The organism is Brachybacterium sp. AOP3-A1-3 (genome assembly GCF_052378285.1).
Classification (GTDB): domain Bacteria; phylum Actinomycetota; class Actinomycetes; order Actinomycetales; family Dermabacteraceae; genus Brachybacterium.
Map to the genome: position 1 here is coordinate 1 of NZ_JBQSXM010000032.1, position 18,838 is coordinate 18,838.

An 18,838-nucleotide genomic window follows, 5' to 3' on the forward strand; every position below is an offset into this window, starting at 1 on the left:
CCGCCCCGATCGCCGCCCGGGTGGCACCGAAGCAGAGACCTCAGAAGCCTTCACCGAAATCTGGGAAGACTCCGTCGAAGAGTTCGAAGAGATCCTCGAGCGCCCACCAGCCATCGCCGAAGGCGCTTCCCGATTCCGCCCCGCCCGTTCAGATTCTCCGAACACGCGCTGTCGCTGTGGCTCCCGCGCTTCGCCGCGCCCCGTCGACGATATCCAGGCCTGCTCCTGCGACGGCTCGGAAGAAGCCCCATCCGCGGATGCAGGACGAGGAACTGCTGCCTGACACAGAGGGGCTCCCCCTGATGCTTCGTCGGCGTCCCTCTCTCGTGCTCAAGGAAGCGCGAGGGAAGTCGGCGCCTGCGCGAGCGCAGATGACCACGACTGCCCGTGCCGCGTTGAGCGAGCTCCACAAGGGGGCGCATCCGACAAAGGTGGCGCGGCCCGCAGGTGATCGCGCCTGCGCGATCATCAAGGGCATCGAGCGCATGCAGCTCACCTCCCCCGTCAACAAGGCGACGACATCGTCGAAGAAGAAGGCGAAGCGAAAGCTCAAAGGAGGGCTCGCGATGACCGGTGCATCGCTCCAGCCCGCCGTCCGTGCGCAGCTGGAGAAAGCCGAAAGGGAGGCCGCAGCTTCCGCCAAGTCTCGCAACATCGACACCGCTGCCCGGTTGCCCCTGTCCTCGCACCAAGCTATGTATCGCGGATATGGAATCCCGGTCTCCGGCGACCTTCCATCCCTTGGTCGTAGGAGCTGACGGCTCAATGGTCTGCGAGCTCGACGCGATGGGACTCGAGGTCAACCTCATCAATGTCAGCAGACGATATGCACGCCCCTGATCTATTGCCCTTCGGTGCCCGGAACTCATTTTCCGCGCTCCCCGATGATTGTGGATGAAGCACCGAAGTAAGCTCGAATCATGACTCACCATCCCGCCATTGCCCCCCGCTCGTGACCGCTCTGGTTCCGTCTCTCTCGCGGAGTCTCGCCGAGCAGTTCAACGTATTCCGCGTGATGCATCACGGGACCCACGAGAAGCAGCTCTCGAACGTGTTCGCGTGGCTGCTCACGAAGGAGGGGACCCACGAGCTCGGTGACGCACCTCAGGGCCTGTTCCTCGACCTCGTCAACGCCGCGCTTCCCGCGGAAGTCCGGCTCCCCCGTACCGGCTACGAGGTTGGGCAGGAAGTCGTCACCCCCGGGAACGAGGGGAACCCTGATCCGGAGTCCGCGGACATCTCCGACATCCTGCTGTCCTCACCGGAGGCGGCCGTCGTCGTGGAGAACTTCGGGACCTCCGACGGGCACGGGCACGACTACTACCGATACCTCGCACTCGGCACGACCGGCGGCCGAGATGCTGTGGTCGTGCTGTTGTGCCAACGGCATGTCCCGCATCTCCAGCGCGGCGGCTGGCGGAACGCCGCCGTCGTCACCTACGCCGAGTTCCTCAGCGCACTTCGCACACACGTTTCCCGTGACCAGAAGTGGATGCAACAGCACCCGGACCAGCACGTCTTCCTCCGCCAGCTGTTCGAGCACTTTGTGGAAGGACCCGCAGCGATGAACACCGACGACACCCTGGCCTTCCTCACCGCGATGTGCGAGACGGGTGAGTCAGCGCGATACGGATATCAACCCCGCGACCGCGTCGCGCAGGAGTTCGGCGACCTGATCGCCGCGCAGGCGCGGTGCCAGCTCAAGGAGAGCCGTGCGATGCTGGAGCCGGAGGTGTTCGCGCAGCGGCGGGGGCGGTGAGCGGGCGGCACTGCGCCGGACCCGCCGCCCCCCGCCCTCCTCAGGGCTCGACGATCTCCGCGATGCTCTGGCCCGAGCTGACGACCTCGCCTGGGGATCCTGCCCCGCACTCAGGGGAGCGCTCACGGGAAGGGCCTGGATGACGCCGCTTCGTCTCGTCGTCGACCACGCGGGACGAGCGGGCAGTCCGGCCCTACCAGGCGGCGATCACGTCCTCCGCATCCTGGGTCAGGCCCTCGCGGGCAGCATCGGTCACCGAATCTCCCTTCCTGACGGTGCCCAGGTCGCGAACGAACCTCTTGAGGGCTTCCTTCCCGGGCTTCGCTCGTCCCTCGAGGTGCCCCTCCGCCCTCTCGAGATCGCGGGTCAGCCGTTCGACGATGGGCCCGGCTACCTCCCCTGCCTCCGCATACTCCTGGAGGGAGGCCGAGAGGTCGGAGAGCCTCTGGGCGGCGCTGGGCGGTTCGGTCGCTCCGTCCTCGTCGGTGATCTCATCCAGCGGCAGGTGGAGGCGCAGGCCCGAGTCAGCCTCTATTCGCGACTCCCCGTCGGCCAGAGCGCCGATCTCATCCCCGCCGAGAGCGCTGTCGTAGAGGCGCACGTCGTCCAGTGCGCCGGCGAGCTTGTTGTTCCCGTCGAGCCGCTGGCCTAGGAAGATGCCGTCGATCCCCAGCAACTCGCCGCCACGGGTGATCGACCCGGCCGGGGTCTCCCCTTCAACCACGTTCTCCCCGTCGACCCACAGCTGGACGGCATCGTCCGTCCGGGTCATCGCGAGGTGGTGCCACTCCTCGTCGTCGTAGGCACCCTTCGTGGTCAGCGTGAGGTCTCCCGTCTCGGTGCCGATCATCGCCCGTATCCGGTCCGATCCCGGTTCGCCGCGGATCCAGAGGCCGGGCAGGCCGCTGCCCATGGTGTAGCCCCAGAAGAGGACCTGGTCATGGGGTTCCTCGCCGTAGCGGAACCACGTCGAGATCGTGAAGTCGGAGTCGTCGAGGTCCACGTCCTCCCCGTAGGGCACATCCACCCTGTCGTGCTCGCCGTCGTCGGCGGGCTTCATATCGAGCTCGAGGGCCTTGCCGCGCACGCCGTCGATCAGGTGCGGGTCGCCTCGCACGTAGGCCGTGTTCTCGCGTGAGGAGACGTCCGGGGTAGTCGGTCCGGCCGGGTGCTGGATCACGCCCGGCGCCTCGTCATTCGGGGAGTCGAGGTACGCGTTGTCGAAGCGGGCGAAGCGGATCTCCTGGTACGCGTCCTCATCGCCGGTCTCGTAGACGAGGGCGAGATCGTCGTCCGTGAGCGGCAGGATGTCCGAGTAGGCGGCATTGCCCCAGTTGATGACCTTGCCCTCCTCCCAGGACTCCCAGGTCTTCCCCTGGTCGAAGGAGGACCTGATCGAGAGCACCTTGCGTGCCCGCGGGTGGGATTCGCCGGCGTAGAGCACCCGGTCCCGCCCCTGGTCGTCGACGTACGTCTCGATAGCGCCCTGCGAGACGGGCGTCGCCAGCTCGGGGTCGGTCTCGAAGGTGCCGTCGTAGGTCTCCCCGCTGTCGGAGCTGGTGGCGAAGGCCCGGTTGCCCTCGGCCGAGCCATGCTGCTCCCGGGCCGAGACGAGGAGCTTCCCGTCGGGCAGCTCGGCGAGGCTCAGCTCCTGAGGCTTCAGCTCCTCTGGGACGAAGCCTGCATCGGCCCCGAGCTGCCAGGTCTCTCCGCCGTCGTCGCTGTAGGCGAGGGCGGCGCCGGTGTCGTGGGAGGAGGAGCCGAAGATGTAGCCCTCGTGGTTCAGCCCGATCAGCATGCGGCCGGCGTGCGGACCGTGCTTCAGCTGGAGTCCGTGGCCGGGCCCGGTGGCGAACCACTTCTGCCAGGACGAGCCCATGATGTCGTCCTTGATGTTCTCCCGCGTGCTCCAGGTCCTGCCGTCGTCGTCGGAGTACTGGACGTACGGGGTGCGCAGGTTGTGGTTCGTCGCCGGGTTGTGCGTCGTGATCAGCACGATGCGTCCGGTCTCCTGGTCCACGATCGGCAGCGGGCCTCCGATGGTGTCGACGCCGGCATCGTCGACGAGCTCGACCGGCCCCCAGGTCTTCCCGCCGTCCTCCGATCGGCGCAGAACGGTGTCGATGTTGCCCGAGTCGCCGCAGCCGCTGTCCTTTCGCCCTTCGGCGAAGGCGAGCAGGGTCCCCTCCTGCGTCTCCACGACGGCCGGGATGCGGAAGCAGAAGTATCCCGCCTGCTCTCGCTCGAAGATGGTGCTCTCGTCGAACCGGGGCTCCGCGTCGGCCTCGACGGGGGCCGACGGGGCGGCGTGAGCGGCGGCCGTCGGGACGAGTCCCAGCGCGAGGGCCAGGATCCCGACGGTCAGCGCGGCGAGTACTCTGCGGGCGCCCTCCGGCCACCGCTGCGGTGCGAGATGAGGCAGTTCCGATGCACTCATGGCTCACCCCTCCTCGACCGTGAAGCCCTGGTCCTTGCCGTACGCCACCAGGGCCTGCTGCCAGCTCGCCAGGCCATCGGCGAGGGACTCATCGCCCGCGAACGCGCCGCCGATGTTGTCGTGCAGGATCGAGTTGGCGTACACCTGGTACGGCAAGAAGGACCAGTTCTCCGGAACGTTCGCAGCGGACTCGGCGAACACCTCGTTGATGCGCTGGCCGCCGAAGTAGTCCGACTCCAGGCCCAGGAACTCCTCCGACTCCAGGTCAGCGACGGTGGCGGGGAACGTCGCATTGATGCGGGTGGCGATCCCGTCGCCGGTGGTGGCCCACTCGACGAAGGCGTAGGCGAGGTCCTTGTTCTGCGACGCATCGACGACGCCCAGACCGGATCCGCCGTTCTCCGCGGAGCTCTCCGCCCCGGCCTCCCACTGCGGCATCGGCGCCACACGCCAATCGCCCGCAGCGCCTTCGACACCGGATTCGAAGTTCCCCGGCATCCAGGCGCCGGAGACCAGGGACGCGATAGTGCCGTTCGCGAGGCCCTGGTACCACTCGTCGCTCCAGTCCTCGATCGGGGCCAGCAGCTCTTCGTCGATCAGCTGCTGCCACAGGTCGGTGTACGTCTCGACCTCGGGACGGTCGAGGGCGATGCGGACCGACTCGCCGTCCACCGTGTAGGGCTTGTAGCCCTGCTGCCACAGCAGTCCCTGCAGCAGATTGGCCGAACCGGTGTCATTGGCGATGTATGCCTTCGGGTCCGCCTCCTTCAGGGCGCGGCCGGTCTCGAGGAACTGCTCCCAGGTCTCGGGGACCTCGAGCTCGTGCTCGTCGAACACCTTCTTGTTGTAGAACAGCGCCATCGGACCCGAGCTCATCGGCATGCTGTAGATGCCGCCGTCGAACTGCACCGCGTCCCAGGTGCCGGTGGTGAAGCTCGCGGCGTGCTCGTCCGCGCCGTAGCCGGAGAGGTCGGCGAGAGTGCCGTCCAGCGCATACTGGTTCACCGCCTGGTACTCCATGACGATGACATCGGGGATCCCCGAACCGGCCTGGATGGCGTTCTCGACCGCCGTGTAGTGGTCAATGCCGGTGCCGACGTTGACCAGCTCGACCTCGACATTCGAATAGGCCTTCTTGAAGCCCTCGACCATCGGCTCCATGGCGCCGCCCCACCCCCAGACCAGGAGCTTGCCGCCCTCGCTGGCGACGGCGTCGGCGTCGATGGGCTGGGCGTCGGAAGAGGAATCACCGCCGGAGCCTGAGCCTGAGCCGGAGCCGCAGGCGGCCAGCAGGAGCGCGGAGGCTCCGAGGCCTGCGGCTGCGAGCGTGCTTCGTCGTGTGGTCGTGTGATGCATTGTCTCGTTCCCTTCACTGCGTTGTGATCTCGAGATCGGACGGACGAGTCCGGGTTTACTGCTTCACACCCCCTGCGGCCAACCCTGATTGCCAGTACCGCTGCAGGACGAGGAAGATCACGATGATCGGGATGATCATCAGCAACGACCCGGTGATGACCAGGTCGAAGATGGCTTCGCCGCCGGCCGTGGAGGCCTGCATGTTCCACGAATTGATCCCGACCGTGAGCGGATACCAGTTGGGATCTCGAATCATGATCAGCGGCAGGAAGTAGTTGTTCCAGTTCGACACCGTGGTGAACAGGAGGACCGTGACGACTCCGGGGCCCAGCAATGGCAGGCCGATAGTGCGGAAGGTTCGCACCTCCGAGGCCCCGTCCACCCGCGCCGCGTCCAGCAGATCGTCCGGTATCGCATCGGTGCTGTAGACCCACATGAGATAGAGGCCGAAGGGGGCGACCAGCGAGGGGATGATGACCGCGAGCGGGTTGTTCGTCAGCTGCACCGAGCTGAAAAGCAGGAAGGTCGGCACGGCGAGCGCCGTTCCGGGCACCGCCACGGCACCGATGATCACGGCGAACACGATCTTCTTGCCGGCGAAGTGGAACTTCGCCAGGCCGTAGCCGCCGATGGTGGAGATGAGGGTGGCTCCCCCGGCCCCGGCCACGACATACAGCAGGGTGTTGAGCAGCCAGCGGATGAAGACGCCGTCGTCATAGGTCAGCACCCGGACGATGTTGTCGACGAGGGCGAAGTCGGACGCGAACCAGAGGCCGAAGGAATCCCGCAGCCCCTCCTGCGTCTTGGTGGCGTTGACCAGGAGCCACGCGAGCGGAAGGAGGCTGTAGAGCAGGAGCACGGCAGTCCCCAGGGTCAGGGTCCAGCTGCGCTGGATGCCCCTCCCGCTGCGCAGGCGGCCGCGCTGACGGCGGGCCTGTGCGGTCACGACAGCCATGGTCAGTCCTCCTTCCGCATGCCGCGCAGCTGCACGGCATAGGCGACGATCATCGTGGCGACGCCCATGATGATGGCGACGGTCGCGGAGTAGTTCTGCTGGCCGCCGCTGAAGGCCAGGTTGTAGGAGTAGAGGTTGGGACTGAAGTAGGTGGTGACCGCGTTCGGCGCCATCGCTTGCAGGATCTGCGGCTCGTTGAAGAGCTGGAAGCTGCCGATGATCGAGAAGATCGCGGCGATCACCAGGGCCCCGCGGATGGCAGGGAGCTTGATCGCGGTGATGATCCGGAGCTGCCCGGCGCCGTCGATCGCCGCCGCCTCGTACAGCTCCGTGGGGATGACCCGGAGCGCGGCGTAGAAGATGAGCATGTTGTAGCCGACGTTGCCCCAGATCAGGATGTTCGCGATCGCGGCGAGCACGTGCTTCGGGGAGAGCGGGTTCGGCAGGGTGGTGCTGAACAGGTCGTTGAGGTTGGCGATCAGCCCGAAGTTCGTGCCGTACATGAACCCCCAAATGAGCGTTGCGACGACGGCAGGGACGGCGTATGGCATGAAGATCGAGATCCGGAAGAACGCCATCCCGTGCAGCTTCCTGCTGTCCAGTGCCAGCGCCGCGGCCAGTGCGATGATCAGCAGCAGCGGGACCTGCAACACCAGCAGCATGGTCACCCGGCTGACGCCCGACCAGAACTGAGGGTCCTGCAGGGCGCGGGCATAGTTCTCGAGCCCCACGAACACCGTTCCGCCGATCAGCTGGCTGCGGAACACGCTGAGGTAGAGCGCATAGATGATGGGCGCGATGAAGCTGATCAGGAAGACGATGAGGAACGGCGCGAGGAACCACCAGCCGGTGGCAGCGCGCCGATCCATCACCCGACGGCGACGTCGTGCGAACGATGCATCAGGGCTGACAGCGGTGCTCGTCATGATGGTGCCTCAGGTGTAGAACAGCTGCGCGGTGAGCACGGAGTCCTGGTCGCTGATCAGCCGCAGCCAATGAGCGGAGAACCCCGCGGGGAAGACGTAGGACTCGAGCGCGCCCGGGGTGATGGTGAGGACCTCGTGCGTGCCGAAAGCGGCGTCGCCGCGCGGGTCGACCTGGACCGTGACGGCGACCTCGGTGTCGCCATGGTTCTGCAGGTGCAGCACCTTCTGGTCGAAGCCGGTCATCAGATAGGGGTCCGACGGCTCTCCGGCCGTCACTTCGTCCTCCCACCAGGGCCCGCCCCAGCCGGTCGCCTTTCCGTAGGACCACAGGTCGTCGGTCTTCCCGAACCAGAGGCCGGACTGCGGTTCCGCGGTGGTCACGTTGTGGCCGGTGCTCGGGGAGGCGTTGTCCGCCCCCATCACGAGCATGCCGCGCCAGGAGCAGAAGTCGCCCAGCACCCACAGGTGGGTGGAGATCGGTCGCACCCCCCAGATCCGCCCGCCGTAGGCCCAGGGTGAGAGCTCGTAGTACATCCCGTGGTGGTCCATCAGCAGGCGTTCATGCTCGGTCTCGCGGATCCGCGGCCACTCCGTCTGCCATTTGTGATCGAAGGTGTGCGAGGCCTTTGGCAGCCGGTAGCGGGTCCACTGCTGGTCGGCTTCGCTGAACACCTGGAGGATGGCGGAGGCGCGATCCCAGCCGGAGGCGAAGATCGTCCCGGCGAACTCGCCGCGGCCGGCGATGGCGGTGAAGGGCTTGTGCTCCAGGATCCGCCAGTCCTCGCCGTCGAACTCGGCGAGGCGACCGCGGGCTCGCTCGCCCGCCCACTCCGCCTCGCCGTACTCGTTCGAGCAGACGAGGAAGCGCCCGTAGGCGGTGTAGCAGTCCTTGTAGTGGACCTTCCATTCGCCCTCGGTGGTCAGCTCTTCGTTCAGGTCCCACACCAGGGCGGTCTCCAGGGTGAGCACGTTCAGCTCGAAGACCAGCCCCTCCATCGTCAGCACGTAGACGTGGGTCTCAGGGGACTCCAGGTGATGGGCGGTGCCGCAGAGCCGGTGCTCCTGCAGCTCGGCCACCACATGGATGGTGTGGTCCTGCTCGATCACCTGGGGCCCGATGACCAGCCGACCCGTCGGGTAGTGCACGAAGCGGTTGGTGTAGGTGCCGTCGACGCCGACGGTCTCGGGCACCACCTCCATGCTCATGTCCGGGTGGATGCGGCGGAGGCTCACCCCGGAGCCGCTGCGGGCCTTGTGCGAGGTGTAGTTCTGGACGTAGAGCGCCCCGTTCCACGGCATGAGCGCACCGACCCCGATCTCTGTGCGCGGGGGGCCGAAGTCGGCGATCTGGGCGAGGGAGGGGAATACGCCGGAGACCTGGAGCGGCTGGGCGATGTCGTCGGTCGTGGTCACGAACATTGCTCCTGGGTGAGAAGGGTGGACAGGACGTCGTCGATCTCGTGCTGCTGGTCGTCGGTGATGGTGGGAAGCGGTGCTCGGCCATGACCGGTCTCGATGCCCGCGCGCCGCAGTGCCTGGCGGAGGAAGAGCAGGAAGTCGTAGCGGCCCATCTGGGAGATGAACTCGTTGGCGATGCCCTGCATGCGGCGGGCGGCGTCGAGGTCGCCGTTCTTGACGTGGTTCGCGAGCTGTCGGTAGGCGCCGCCGATCGCGTTGTAGGTGGACCCGATCCCACCGTGGGCGCCGAGGGCGAGACCGCCCAGCAGCACCTCGTCGGAGCCGTTGAAGACCACGAAGCCCGGGGGCGCCTGGCGGATGACTTCGGCGAGCGGGAGGATGTCGGTCGCCGTGTACTTCAGGCCCTGCAGGACCCCGTCGTGGGCGAGCTCGAGGAAGAAGTCCGGGGAGAGGTCGACATGGCTGCGACCGGGGATGTGGTACGCGATCAGGGGCGTCGGCCCGGCTGCTGCGGAGAGTTCGCGGAAGTAGGCGGCGAACTGGGCCTCGTCGTAGCTGTAGTAGACCGGGGTCACGGCACTGACCGCGTCGGCGCCCGCCTGGACGGCGTGCTCGGTGAGGGCCAGCGACGTGCGAGTGTCCAGGCAGCCGGTGTGGGCGATCACGGGGCCGCGGCCTGCCACCTGCTCGACGGCGGCGGTGATGGTGGCTCGTCGTTCGTCGGTGCTCTGCAAGTATGCCTCGACGGTGGATCCGGAGACGAAGACCCCGTCCACGCCCTGGCCGAGCACGTGGTCGATCAGGCGCGCCTGACGCTCGAGGCTGAGCTCGCCGTGGTCGTCGTAGGCGGCCAGCAGCGCTGCATGGATTCCGGCGAGTCTCATGCAGGCCTCCCCTCGGGCGCGGAGGTCGGGGCGACCTCGACAGTGCTCTGGATCGGTGCGAAGTGCACGGCCACCGCTCTGGTCATCCGCTGAGCGTCTCCGCTGCGGATCGCGTCGATGATCTCCTGGTGGTCCTCGACCGCGTGATGGTTGATCGGTGCCGGAGCGATCGCGGCGAACCGTGCGTGGACCTCCCAGAACGTCTCGATGAGCTGGTTCAACATCTGATTCTTGAGCGGCTCAAACAGGGCCAGATGGAAGGTCCGGTCGAAGCCCCGCGGCACTTCACCCTCCGTGGACTTCTCGCGCATCTGCGCCACGAGCTCGTCGAGGTCGTCGAGCTGGGCGTCGCTGAGCTCCTTGCCGGCCTGGACGATGAGCGCCTCCTCGATCGCGGCCCGGACCTGCAGGATCTCGCGCAGCGAGGTGTCGTTGACGGTCAGCTGGTAGGGCAGCGCGTCGACGACGGGCCGCAGGCTGAAAGCGCCCACGTAGAGACCGCGTCCCCGACGCACGTCGACGATGCCGAGCATCTCCAGTCGGCGGATCCCTTCTCGGACCGAGGACTTGCTCATGTCGAGCAGCCGGCTGAACTCACCCTCGCTGGGGAGGGGGTCGCCGGGATGCAGTCCGTGATCGACGATGTGCTGTCGGATCGCCTGCTGCGCCTGGTGGGACAGCGGGAGCCGCCCCTCGTCACCACGGTGTGTCATGCGCCACAGTAGATAACGGATATCAGAGATCTGTCAAGCAATCGCTCCGACGTCCTCGGCCCGAAGATCCGGCCCGTTGAGGAAGGCCGACGACGTCAGTCCGTTCTCCCCCACTGCGAGACCTGCGCCCGATACGCCGCCAGCTCCTCCCCCAGCGCCCGCGCCACCTCGGGCTCCTGCGCTGCGACGTCGGCCGCCTCCGCGGGGTCCGCCTCGAGGTCGTACAGCGCCCGCTCCACCACGGCCGGCGGCTCCATCCCCTCCCGGGCGCCCGCGACGAGCTTGAACCGGCCGCGCCGCACGGCGACCTGCCCCTCGTACGCCCACGCGACGGTCCGCTCCGGCACCTCCCGGCGCGGGTCGCGCAGCGTATCCAGCAGGGGGATCCCGTCGACCTCCGGCAGCTCCGGCGCCGCCCAGTCCGCGCCGTGCAGGAGCGTGGGCAGCAGATGCATCATGAGCCCCACCAGCGTCGATTGCGTCCCGGCGGGCAGCTGCGCGGGCCAGGAGAGGATGCCGGGAACGCGGACCCCTCCTTCGAACACGCTACCCTTCGCGCCGCGCAGGCCGCCCGCGGAGCCTCCCTCGTAGGAGATCTCTTCGCCGCCCAGCCAGTTGCGGCTCTCGCGGGAGGGGCCGTTGTCGGAGGGGAACAGCACAATGGTGTCCTCTCGCGCCCCGGTGTCCTCGAGCGCGGCGAGGATCCTGCCGACCGCGTCGTCCAGCGCCGTGATCATCGCGGCGGTCTCGCGCCGGCCGGGCGGGAGGTGCGCGACGCGTTCCATGTGCTCGGCGGGGGCGTGCATCGGGTAGTGCGGGGCGTTGAACGGCACGTAGCAGAAAAACGGGTCCGTGCCGGCGTGGCGACTGATGAACTCGCTCGCCCGCTCGCCGAGCACGGTGGTGAGGTACTCGCCGTTGCGCCAGACCTCCTCCTCCCCGTCCCACAGGTCGTAGACGGGGTCGTGCCCGCCCCAGTAGAAGATGTGGGAGTAGTAGTCCACGCAGCCGGCCCGGAACCCGAAGACCTCCTCGAAGCCGTACCGGGTGGGGACGTACTCGTCGGCCGCGCCCAGGTGCCACTTGCCGAACCGGCCCGTGCGATACCCGCGCTCGCGCAGGCGGGAGGCGAGGGTGGGCTGCGGGGCCAGGCCGGGGGTGCGTCGGCTGCCGCCGAGGATCGTCTCCACGCCCGCGTGGGCGGGGTGCTTCCCGGTCAGCAGTGCGGCGCGGGACGGGGTGAATCGGCCCAGGTTTGAGGCCGCTGCTGTTTGAGTCCGGAAGGATGGACAGTATGCCGAAGAAGATCGATCCCCAGCTGCGTGCGAGGTGCGTGCGGCTTGTCAGGGAGCACCTCCAGGAGTACCCCACCCTGACCGCCGCAGTCACCGCGGTGGCTCGCCAGGAAGGCGTCTCGCGGGAGTCCGTGCGGCGCTGGCTGGCGCAGGCCGAGGTCGACGACGGGACCCGTCCCGGCATCACGAGCGAGGAGTCTGTCGAGGTCAAACGGTTGAAGGCCGAGAACAAGCGGCTGCGGGAGGACAATGAGATCCTGCGTCGGGCCTCGATTTTCTTCGCGGGGGATCTCGACCCCCGAAACCGCTGATCTGCGCGTTCATCGACGAGATGCGCGCCGAGGGTTATGCAGGCGAGTCGATCCTCCGCGTCCTGCGCCGGCAGGGCCTTGCGATCGCTGCACGCACCTACCGGTCCTGGAAGCAGCCGGCCCGCATCGCTGCCCCCACCGTCACAGACGCCCTGGTCGAAGACTAGATCCGCGACCTCGCCTGGACCATCAACCCCGCCACCGGGCAGGTCCAGATGACGCCCGAGGGACTCTACGGACGTAGGAAGTGGGTCGCGCTGCTCCGCCGCCAGGAAGGCCTGGCCGGCACCTCCCGCGGGGCGGTGGACCGGGCGATGCGGACCCTCGGTCTTGAGGGTATCCGGCGAGTGAAGAAGGTCCGCACCACGATCCCCGGCCCGGACGGGAAACGGGCCGGTGACCTGCTGAATCGTGACTTCACCGCCCCTGCTCCGAACCGGGTCTGGGTCACCGACTTCACCTACGTCCGCACCTGGGCGGGGTTCGTCTACGTCGCGTTCGTCGTCGACGTCTTCGCCCAGCGAATCGTGGGCTGGCACGCCTCCACCTCGAAGCAGGTCGACCTGGTCATGACCCCGCTGCGCATCGCGCTGTGGCACCGCGAGAGGGAAGGAAACCCGGTCTCACCAGGGAACTTGATCCATCACAGCGACGCTGGGACTCAGTACACCGCCATTCGACTGACCGAGCATCTCGCCCTCGAGGGCATCGCCCCGTCGATCGGGACCGTCGGCGACGCCTTGGACAACGCGCTGATGGAGACGATCAACGGGCTCTACAAGACCGAGTGCATCCGCACCACCGTCTTCCACGCCGGCCCCTACCGGACCCTCGCGGACGTCGAGTTCGCGACCGCCGGCTGGGTCGACTGGTACAACAACCGACGCCTCCACGGCTCCCTCGGGATGCTCACCCCGATAGAGTTCGAGACGCTGCACAACGAGGCCCTCACCCGAGAGCCCGCACCCACAAAGTAGCGGCAGAGAAGCTGGGCCGATTCATAGTGCCTCACAAACTACCCGAGCCGGAAGCTCTGAGACGCAATACGGTGCGAAGACTTCGCGAGACACTCCGGCCCGCTATCGGCCCAACTCGAGACGAATCCACCATGACCCGACCGCGCGTCTCATAAAGCTGTAGGTTGTTGCGACAGGTTCATCGCATCGAATCGAACCTTTAGCTGGGTACCTATCCAGGGGGTGTCCCGCGGGGCACTGCCACTGACTGGGTCACCCGACGCCTCTCAGCGGAACGCCTGCCCCACACGCCGGAGGCCCCTCGCCTCCCTCATGGACATCACCAGTGACGGTCCGCAAACAGACAGGGCCGAACTAGTCTGGCACCCGCGCATACCAATTATGACACCCGTGGCGTAGCCTTCCATTTTATACGTATGGCACAATTGTACTTGCCCACAAGCGACGCGATCGACCTCTTTGCCGTACCGCGACCTGCAATCTAACGCACAACAGCAGACAATCCTCAAATTGGAGCGCAATGGGAACTCGGCAACAACTTCAGAAGTCGATCGGCTTTCAAGTTATCGATTGTGCCCGATGCGGAGCACGCCGCGTCTTGGGCCAGCCTTGCGCTGAATGTTCATTGAAACCGCGCTCGGGTGAAGTCAATGCCCTAGTCGTACAGCGCTGCACGACTGTCGCGCGCATCCAAGAGGCCTTAACGAGGCCATCTACGGTACCGAATCAAACGGAGCTGGGGATTCCCTCCCATGAGGAGCTCGTAGAGTATCTCGAAAACTTCGCCATAGCACTAGGCGGAATAACCGAGGCGCCAGTCTCCCAGGAATCGATTGCCGCTATAGTGAAGACGGAACAACAACTTCAGGACCTGAGACACAGAAGCTCTACTCAACCTCGTCTCCGGCCAAATATCGCCCAACACGAGGCAGTCGCCAAGATACTCGCGCATTTCTCGGAACTTTGGCCGACTTACGCTAAGGCATTGCAAGCGCCGGATTTGGGCCAGGCTCAACGCCTCGCAGATCAGGGGCAATCTCAAATTGATGCCGCTTCCGAAGTCGTAGCGAAACATGCACGTATGGTTGAGGCTACGCGAGCTTACGAAGATGCAGCCACCCCCGACCTCCTCGAACGCTCTATCAATGCCCTAACCTTGTCCTTCCCCGGGCTGGACTTGCGAAGTTTAGACCGACTGGGCGCCCGGGAAGCCGAACGATTGATTGGCATACCCGCTGAAGTCGGCTTGGGAGCGCACTTCCTCATCCTGGATTCTGTTAGCTCGGCACATTTCGACCCAGAACGTTTTCACACTTTGCTCCGAGAGACGTCTAGGCTGTGCTCGGACGACTCACGGCTTTCCGTTGTCGCGTCGCAGTCAAGTGCCCTGGAAGGCTTGGCGACGAGTTCGCGCCTCGTCTACGAAGCTTGGGAGGTTTTTGAATCCACCCTCCTACGGATCAGGGATGACGACACCCTAATGCGGCGAACCATCAAGTTTTACGGTGATTTCTATGAAGACGTCGCCGGCGCGTTTCTTGCCTGGTACAACCTCGTGGCAGGCATAAAGGAGAAGCCGTACGCAAAGCTTATCCAGCTGGACACTACGGAACTAGCCCGCAGCCTTTCGCGTCAGGAGCGGACGGCCTTCCTTCTCCAGGACGACGGCGCCTCCCTTCGGAATGCCTCTCAGCATGGCAACAGTTTCACTTTAGATGGAGACGAGGTCATCTTCAAGTTGAGGTCCTATGACGGCACCCTCTCGCGAGCAGAAGTAATCGACCGAATTTTCTCGTTCGTGGAATCTATTCTTGCGATGAGCTGGTCATTGCGGAACGCCTTGGCCCGACTGGACATCGAGGTGCCTTTGAAGGCTAACGATGCCGCGTATATGAACCTGACACCTTTCCGACTGGCAACACTCTGGCTGGAAAGTGATTCCTCCAACCTTGTCGACGCTAAGGAAACTGCGACGACTTGGGAATTTACAATGGCGATAGACCAACGCGAAGTTGCACCAATGGCCCTTACCTTCGCACAGAAACTTCCGGAAGACGTGGCAGCGGTGTCCGTGCGTACCCCTAGTTCACACACTTCACTGATCGTCCCTTTTGCTGCTTACGAACGATTCCACGCTGCTCACGATGCAGCTCTCGAGCCCGTCCACCAAGTGATGGCTTTGGTCGTATTCCGCTCCGAATGTATGGTTAATGGAAAAGCTATTGTAACGCCGAGTGATCTCATGTACACAGTAGCAACTATTGGCCTCCCACTGCTACAGAAGGACGACCTATCATTAATTCCGCTATTGCGAAGAGTGTATTCGCTGACTATCTCTTACTCGGTTCCCGATATTACTCGCGTAGTTAAGGGAGTATTTGAGGTTACTCGTGCCCCAGGTGCAGTCAGAAGACTCAAACTCGAGGCGACACTGACCGACTGGATGAACGGCCCAGCGCCAACCTTTCCAGCATTTCAGGCTGTCACTGTCAGCAAGTAGCACCTTAGTAACGGTCGGTGCCCCCAGTAACTTCTTGGGCGCGACGTTATGCGGGATCTCCGCCAAGACGGGGTGCGATCCGATTGCAGAACGTGCTCGCCGGCAAGGATGTCGCCCTCCCGGACGTAGTCCAATGCCTCGCGGAGGACGGGACGCTGGCTGGCAGTCGCTCCGGACTCTTACTCGCGGTAGGTCTTGTCGACGTCACCGATGGCCTCGATCTGCCGGCCAAGCTTCTGGCCGACCGAGGGCACTCGGACGTACGCGATGCGCTGCTTGGTGGGCATGGGCGAATTCTGTCGCACAAGGGTGGTCGGCGGGGTTGGTGCGCAGATGTGTCACTAAACCGTCTCCTCGGGCCCTACCGGGAACCGTGGCGACCCAAAGCAGGATCTGTCCTGTTGAGGTATACCCAGTGCGACAGATGTGTCGCAAAAATGCCGAGACCGAGCCTATTGGCAACCACAAACTACTGCCCCGTAACTGTTCCGCTGGGGTGCCCCTGTTTGGCCCTGGCTCGACGAGGCCGCGAGCGGGCAGCCTCTTGAGAAGGCGAAAGGCAGCGGCAGCGAACCTGGGTCAGTTCAGCCCTGGGTCAGGGTGGGTCACCTGAACCGCCCCGGCGTGGTTGGTGGCGACGCATTTTGGGCCGGTAACTAGTCGCGCGGCCGCGTGATGGACCGTCGGTAGCAGCCAGTCAGACCTTCCCCCTCTTCATCGTTTGCGTGCTGACCATCTTCCCAAGAAGCCTGGTCACGTCGTCTGCAGGCGCAACAGTTACGTAACATCCTCGTTCAACTAGGCTCGATCGGCTCAAGTGGAGAGGTATCTTCGCTCTTCGGGTACCAGATAGTAGCCAGGCAAGGACACGAACGCCGCCGTCCGGGTCCGACCTGACGCGCGCTGGTTAGCTCACACATCAGTGCCGGGTCAAGAACATTGCTCTGGTATTCCCGCGTAGAGAGAAGAGTGCATTATGAGCAAGGGGATCTGGCGTAAAGGGCTAGGTTTGATGGCCGCGGCCGCATTGGCCGTCACTTTCTGGGCTCCTGCATCCGCGGAGCCGCCACTGCAATCTGTCGACGCCATCCTTTCCGAAATTCCCGAGGCCATAGTAGACGAGGCCGTACCTCTCACTTTCGACTCGGAGGCTGGCGACCTCTGGAATGACGACCGGACAGTCTCTATCGGAGAAAACCCAGACGGACTCCTCAGCGTCGAGATGGCAGAGAAAGATCTCAGAATTAGCCTTCCTGTGGCGCACTCGGGCATGCAAGATTCTAGGGGGAGTTCCGAACCGACCTCATGGGAGGACGGCGACGGTGTGACCTTCACTCCGCTCGTTACGCCCGAGGGGGATGTGCAGATCAACACAATCATCCCAGACGCCGACGCCCCTCAACGGTATGCTTACGACCTAAGTATTCCGGACTATGCAAGCGTGGAAGAGCAAGGAGGGGCGCATCTCTTCTTGGATGCCGACGGAAACATGATCGCCGGACTGGCTCCGGCCTGGGCGGTAGACGCCACTGGCCAATCTATCCCCACGCACTTTGAAATCGAAGGCAAGACTGTAACCCAGGTCGTCGAATTCACTGAAGGCACACAATTCCCCGTGGTTGCCGATCCATTCCTCGGCAAGAATTTATTCAAGTCCATAGGTACTAAGTACGGGAAGTACTATGGGGTATACACAAACGTTGTCACCTTGAACCTAAGCACCTGGGGGTGGGCGGTCTACACAGGCGCAGGCGCAGGCGTAGGCGGGCTCGCGGCAGGCCAGGCCATCCTCAATATTAACGGCTGGAACGAAGCTCTTGCCAAGGGCGGCAAGGTCAAGACTCAGCTCCTCTCGAAGAAGAGCATGCGACAGCAGTTCTCTTGCCACGCCCTTGGGGCGATCGCGGCGGGCACCTGGGAGCTGGAAACCTTCCGAGTCAACAGGACGTCACACTGGACCTATGCCTCAGGCATCCATCGCTGCAATTGGAAGACGGCCAATAAGGCCTGAGCTCCGGCGTAGTCGTTACAGATTGACAGCCCTCCAGTGGTTGCCACACATTCATAATTAGAAATAACTGCAGGAGGCTAGCGTAATGGAATCAGCTAAGCGAAATCGCGGGGCTAGTGCGAAGATACTTCTCGTGGTCGCCGTGGCAGTCATCGCAATAGTTGCGGCAACCCTTGGAATTAGGTCGTATTTTTTCCCGGGCATAGCCGTCGAAGATCTTGTAACAAACCAGCCGGGCCTCGGTGATGCGAAAGATATTACGGCGGATTATTGCGCCAGCGAGATAGATTGCCAGGAGGCGTGGGAAACCCGGTATGGAGTTTATATGAAATTTGATTCCAGGACGGAAGCTGCGCATTGGGCTACAATTTTTGGGGGTGAGGGGGCACAGTGGAAGGGCTTTGTTCTGGATGCACGCGATCGTGATCTAAGTTCAGACGAACGTGTCACTGCTGTGCAAATTCTTCTAGTGTATGACGGTGTCTGAGATGGCTTCTTAGCGGTTCATCCGACGTGCCCTGCTCCACGTGGCGAGCAGCAGGGCACGTCTTTAGCCGATCGGTCTACTGACCTACTGCGCTGGGGCGCTCCCGTCTGCCTCGATGGCAAGGGGCGGAGCCCCGCGGCAGCCTCATCTTCCGTAACCCCGATTCTGCGGGCGCTCGACTGTCCTGCGCGCCCGCTGTCTGTACGGGCTCTCTGGCGGCGCAGGTGTCCGACCCGGGCCGGGGACTCGCGTGGCCTTGGGCTTGGGCACGTGGGCACTAGGGACGCGGTGCGGTGAGTTCGTGCGAACAACCCCCTGTACGCCGGGGTCGAGCGCATCCCATTGAGCCTGCGTGAACTGGCGGGCCTTCCGACGAAGTGACCGCTGTCGGGGGGGGTGTCCCTATGTTCCTCGTCAAGAGGGATGGGACTTCCTGATCGGGTTCTAAGTTCTGGGCCTGGTGCCGCGTTGGAGTGGCCGGCAGGGTGGCGGTGCTGCCGGTTCCTGGGTGCGCGTGGGGCGTCAGGCTGCTGTCGCGATGGATGCCTCCGGCGTAGCTGGCGGGGAGTAGAACGTGCCGTCCCGGAGCATCGCGAAGAGCACGTCGCAGCGGCGTCTGGCGAGGGCGATGAGGGCTTGGTTGTGTCGCTTCTTCTCGGCTCGTTTCCGGTCGTAGTAGGCCCGGGAGACCGGGTCCTTCAGAGCAGCGAAGGCGGAGAGGAACAGGGCCCGTTTGAGGACCTTGTTGCCTCTCCTGGAGGGATGGTCCCCGCGGATCGAGGTGCCAGAACGCCAGGTCACAGGGGTG

15 protein-coding genes and 1 pseudogene are annotated in these 18,838 nt (G+C 64.7%); 7 read left to right on the forward strand and 9 right to left on the reverse strand.

Going from position 1 to position 18,838, the window contains the following annotated elements:
• From ACT3T5_RS18805 to ACT3T5_RS18815, 3 genes are all read left to right on the forward strand, one after another.
• A partial coding sequence (locus ACT3T5_RS18805; protein ID WP_444595230.1) for a hypothetical protein occupies positions 1–283 on the forward strand: 283 nt, incomplete at its 5' end.
• 88 nt (positions 284–371) lie between these two features.
• Entirely contained in the window at positions 372–758 is a 387-nt protein-coding gene (locus ACT3T5_RS18810) for a hypothetical protein (RefSeq protein ID WP_444595231.1), read from the forward strand.
• 194 nt (positions 759–952) lie between these two features.
• Complete coding sequence (locus ACT3T5_RS18815) at positions 953–1,759, forward strand: PD-(D/E)XK nuclease family protein (protein ID WP_444595232.1); 807 nt, start codon at positions 953–955, stop codon at positions 1,757–1,759.
• Positions 1,760–1,952: 193 nt separating this feature from the next.
• On the opposite strand, the gene ACT3T5_RS18820 is transcribed toward ACT3T5_RS18815, so the two are convergent.
• From ACT3T5_RS18820 to ACT3T5_RS18855, 8 genes are all read right to left on the reverse strand, one after another.
• Positions 1,953–4,196: an exo-alpha-sialidase gene (locus tag ACT3T5_RS18820; RefSeq protein WP_444595233.1), complete on the reverse strand. Its 2,244-nt coding sequence runs from the start codon at positions 4,194–4,196 to the stop codon at positions 1,953–1,955.
• 3 nt (positions 4,197–4,199) lie between these two features.
• On the reverse strand, positions 4,200–5,552 hold the full coding sequence (locus ACT3T5_RS18825; RefSeq protein WP_444595234.1) for an ABC transporter substrate-binding protein: 1,353 nt from the start codon (positions 5,550–5,552) through the stop codon (positions 4,200–4,202).
• Between the two features lie 55 nt (positions 5,553–5,607).
• Positions 5,608–6,507, reverse strand: a complete 900-nt coding sequence (locus tag ACT3T5_RS18830; protein WP_444595235.1) for a carbohydrate ABC transporter permease — start codon at positions 6,505–6,507, stop codon at positions 5,608–5,610.
• Between the two features lie 2 nt (positions 6,508–6,509).
• Entirely contained in the window at positions 6,510–7,433 is a 924-nt protein-coding gene (locus ACT3T5_RS18835; protein WP_444595236.1) for a carbohydrate ABC transporter permease, read from the reverse strand.
• Positions 7,434–7,442: 9 nt separating this feature from the next.
• The gene (locus ACT3T5_RS18840; protein ID WP_444595237.1) at positions 7,443–8,846 is read right to left on the reverse strand and encodes a hypothetical protein; all 1,404 of its coding nucleotides are present in this window, start codon (positions 8,844–8,846) and stop codon (positions 7,443–7,445) included.
• Positions 8,843–9,736 carry a dihydrodipicolinate synthase family protein gene (locus ACT3T5_RS18845; RefSeq protein WP_444595238.1) on the reverse strand — a complete coding sequence of 298 codons (894 nt, stop codon included), beginning with the start codon at positions 9,734–9,736 and terminating at the stop codon, positions 8,843–8,845. Before ACT3T5_RS18845 ends, ACT3T5_RS18840 begins: the two co-directional genes overlap by 4 nt.
• On the reverse strand, positions 9,733–10,449 hold the full coding sequence (locus ACT3T5_RS18850; protein ID WP_444595239.1) for a FadR/GntR family transcriptional regulator: 717 nt from the start codon (positions 10,447–10,449) through the stop codon (positions 9,733–9,735). The genes ACT3T5_RS18845 and ACT3T5_RS18850 overlap by 4 nt, the downstream gene beginning before the upstream one ends.
• Positions 10,450–10,544: 95 nt before the next feature.
• The gene (locus tag ACT3T5_RS18855) at positions 10,545–11,702 is read right to left on the reverse strand and encodes a sulfatase-like hydrolase/transferase (RefSeq protein ID WP_444595244.1); all 1,158 of its coding nucleotides are present in this window, start codon (positions 11,700–11,702) and stop codon (positions 10,545–10,547) included.
• 41 nt (positions 11,703–11,743) lie between these two features.
• Between ACT3T5_RS18855 and ACT3T5_RS18860 the strand changes: the two are divergent.
• The 4 genes and pseudogenes from ACT3T5_RS18860 to ACT3T5_RS18875 all read left to right on the forward strand — a co-directional run bounded on the left by ACT3T5_RS18860 (position 11,744) and on the right by ACT3T5_RS18875 (position 18,030).
• Positions 11,744–13,032 (forward strand): annotated as a pseudogene (locus ACT3T5_RS18860) (IS3 family transposase).
• A gap of 985 nt (positions 13,033–14,017) precedes the next feature.
• On the forward strand, positions 14,018–15,532 hold the full coding sequence (locus tag ACT3T5_RS18865; RefSeq protein WP_444595240.1) for a hypothetical protein: 1,515 nt from the start codon (positions 14,018–14,020) through the stop codon (positions 15,530–15,532).
• A 976-nt stretch (positions 15,533–16,508) separates the two neighbouring features.
• Positions 16,509–17,543 carry a hypothetical protein gene (locus ACT3T5_RS18870; protein ID WP_444595241.1) on the forward strand — a complete coding sequence of 345 codons (1,035 nt, stop codon included), beginning with the start codon at positions 16,509–16,511 and terminating at the stop codon, positions 17,541–17,543.
• An 85-nt stretch (positions 17,544–17,628) separates the two neighbouring features.
• Positions 17,629–18,030 carry a hypothetical protein gene (locus ACT3T5_RS18875; RefSeq protein ID WP_444595242.1) on the forward strand — a complete coding sequence of 134 codons (402 nt, stop codon included), beginning with the start codon at positions 17,629–17,631 and terminating at the stop codon, positions 18,028–18,030.
• A gap of 522 nt (positions 18,031–18,552) precedes the next feature.
• On the opposite strand, the gene ACT3T5_RS18880 is transcribed toward ACT3T5_RS18875, so the two are convergent.
• Positions 18,553–18,838, reverse strand: a 286-nt coding sequence (locus ACT3T5_RS18880; protein WP_444595243.1) for a transposase, incomplete at its 5' end; no start/stop codon positions are given.

Bases quoted from the DNA above. Each gene is read 5' to 3' on its own strand.
- ACT3T5_RS18870 (WP_444595241.1), top strand. From the start codon at position 16,509: ATGAGCAAGGGGATCTGGCGTAAAGGGCTAGGTTTGATGGCCGCGGCC.
- ACT3T5_RS18820 (WP_444595233.1), bottom strand. From the start codon at position 4,196: ATGAGTGCATCGGAACTGCCTCATCTCGCACCGCAGCGGTGGCCGGAG.
- ACT3T5_RS18875 (WP_444595242.1), top strand. From the start codon at position 17,629: ATGGAATCAGCTAAGCGAAATCGCGGGGCTAGTGCGAAGATACTTCTC.
- ACT3T5_RS18850 (WP_444595239.1), bottom strand. From the start codon at position 10,449: ATGACACACCGTGGTGACGAGGGGCGGCTCCCGCTGTCCCACCAGGCG.
- ACT3T5_RS18825 (WP_444595234.1), bottom strand. From the start codon at position 5,552: ATGCATCACACGACCACACGACGAAGCACGCTCGCAGCCGCAGGCCTC.
- ACT3T5_RS18845 (WP_444595238.1), bottom strand. From the start codon at position 9,736: ATGAGACTCGCCGGAATCCATGCAGCGCTGCTGGCCGCCTACGACGAC.
- ACT3T5_RS18835 (WP_444595236.1), bottom strand. From the start codon at position 7,433: ATGACGAGCACCGCTGTCAGCCCTGATGCATCGTTCGCACGACGTCGC.
- ACT3T5_RS18830 (WP_444595235.1), bottom strand. From the start codon at position 6,507: ATGGCTGTCGTGACCGCACAGGCCCGCCGTCAGCGCGGCCGCCTGCGC.
- ACT3T5_RS18810 (WP_444595231.1), top strand. From the start codon at position 372: ATGACCACGACTGCCCGTGCCGCGTTGAGCGAGCTCCACAAGGGGGCG.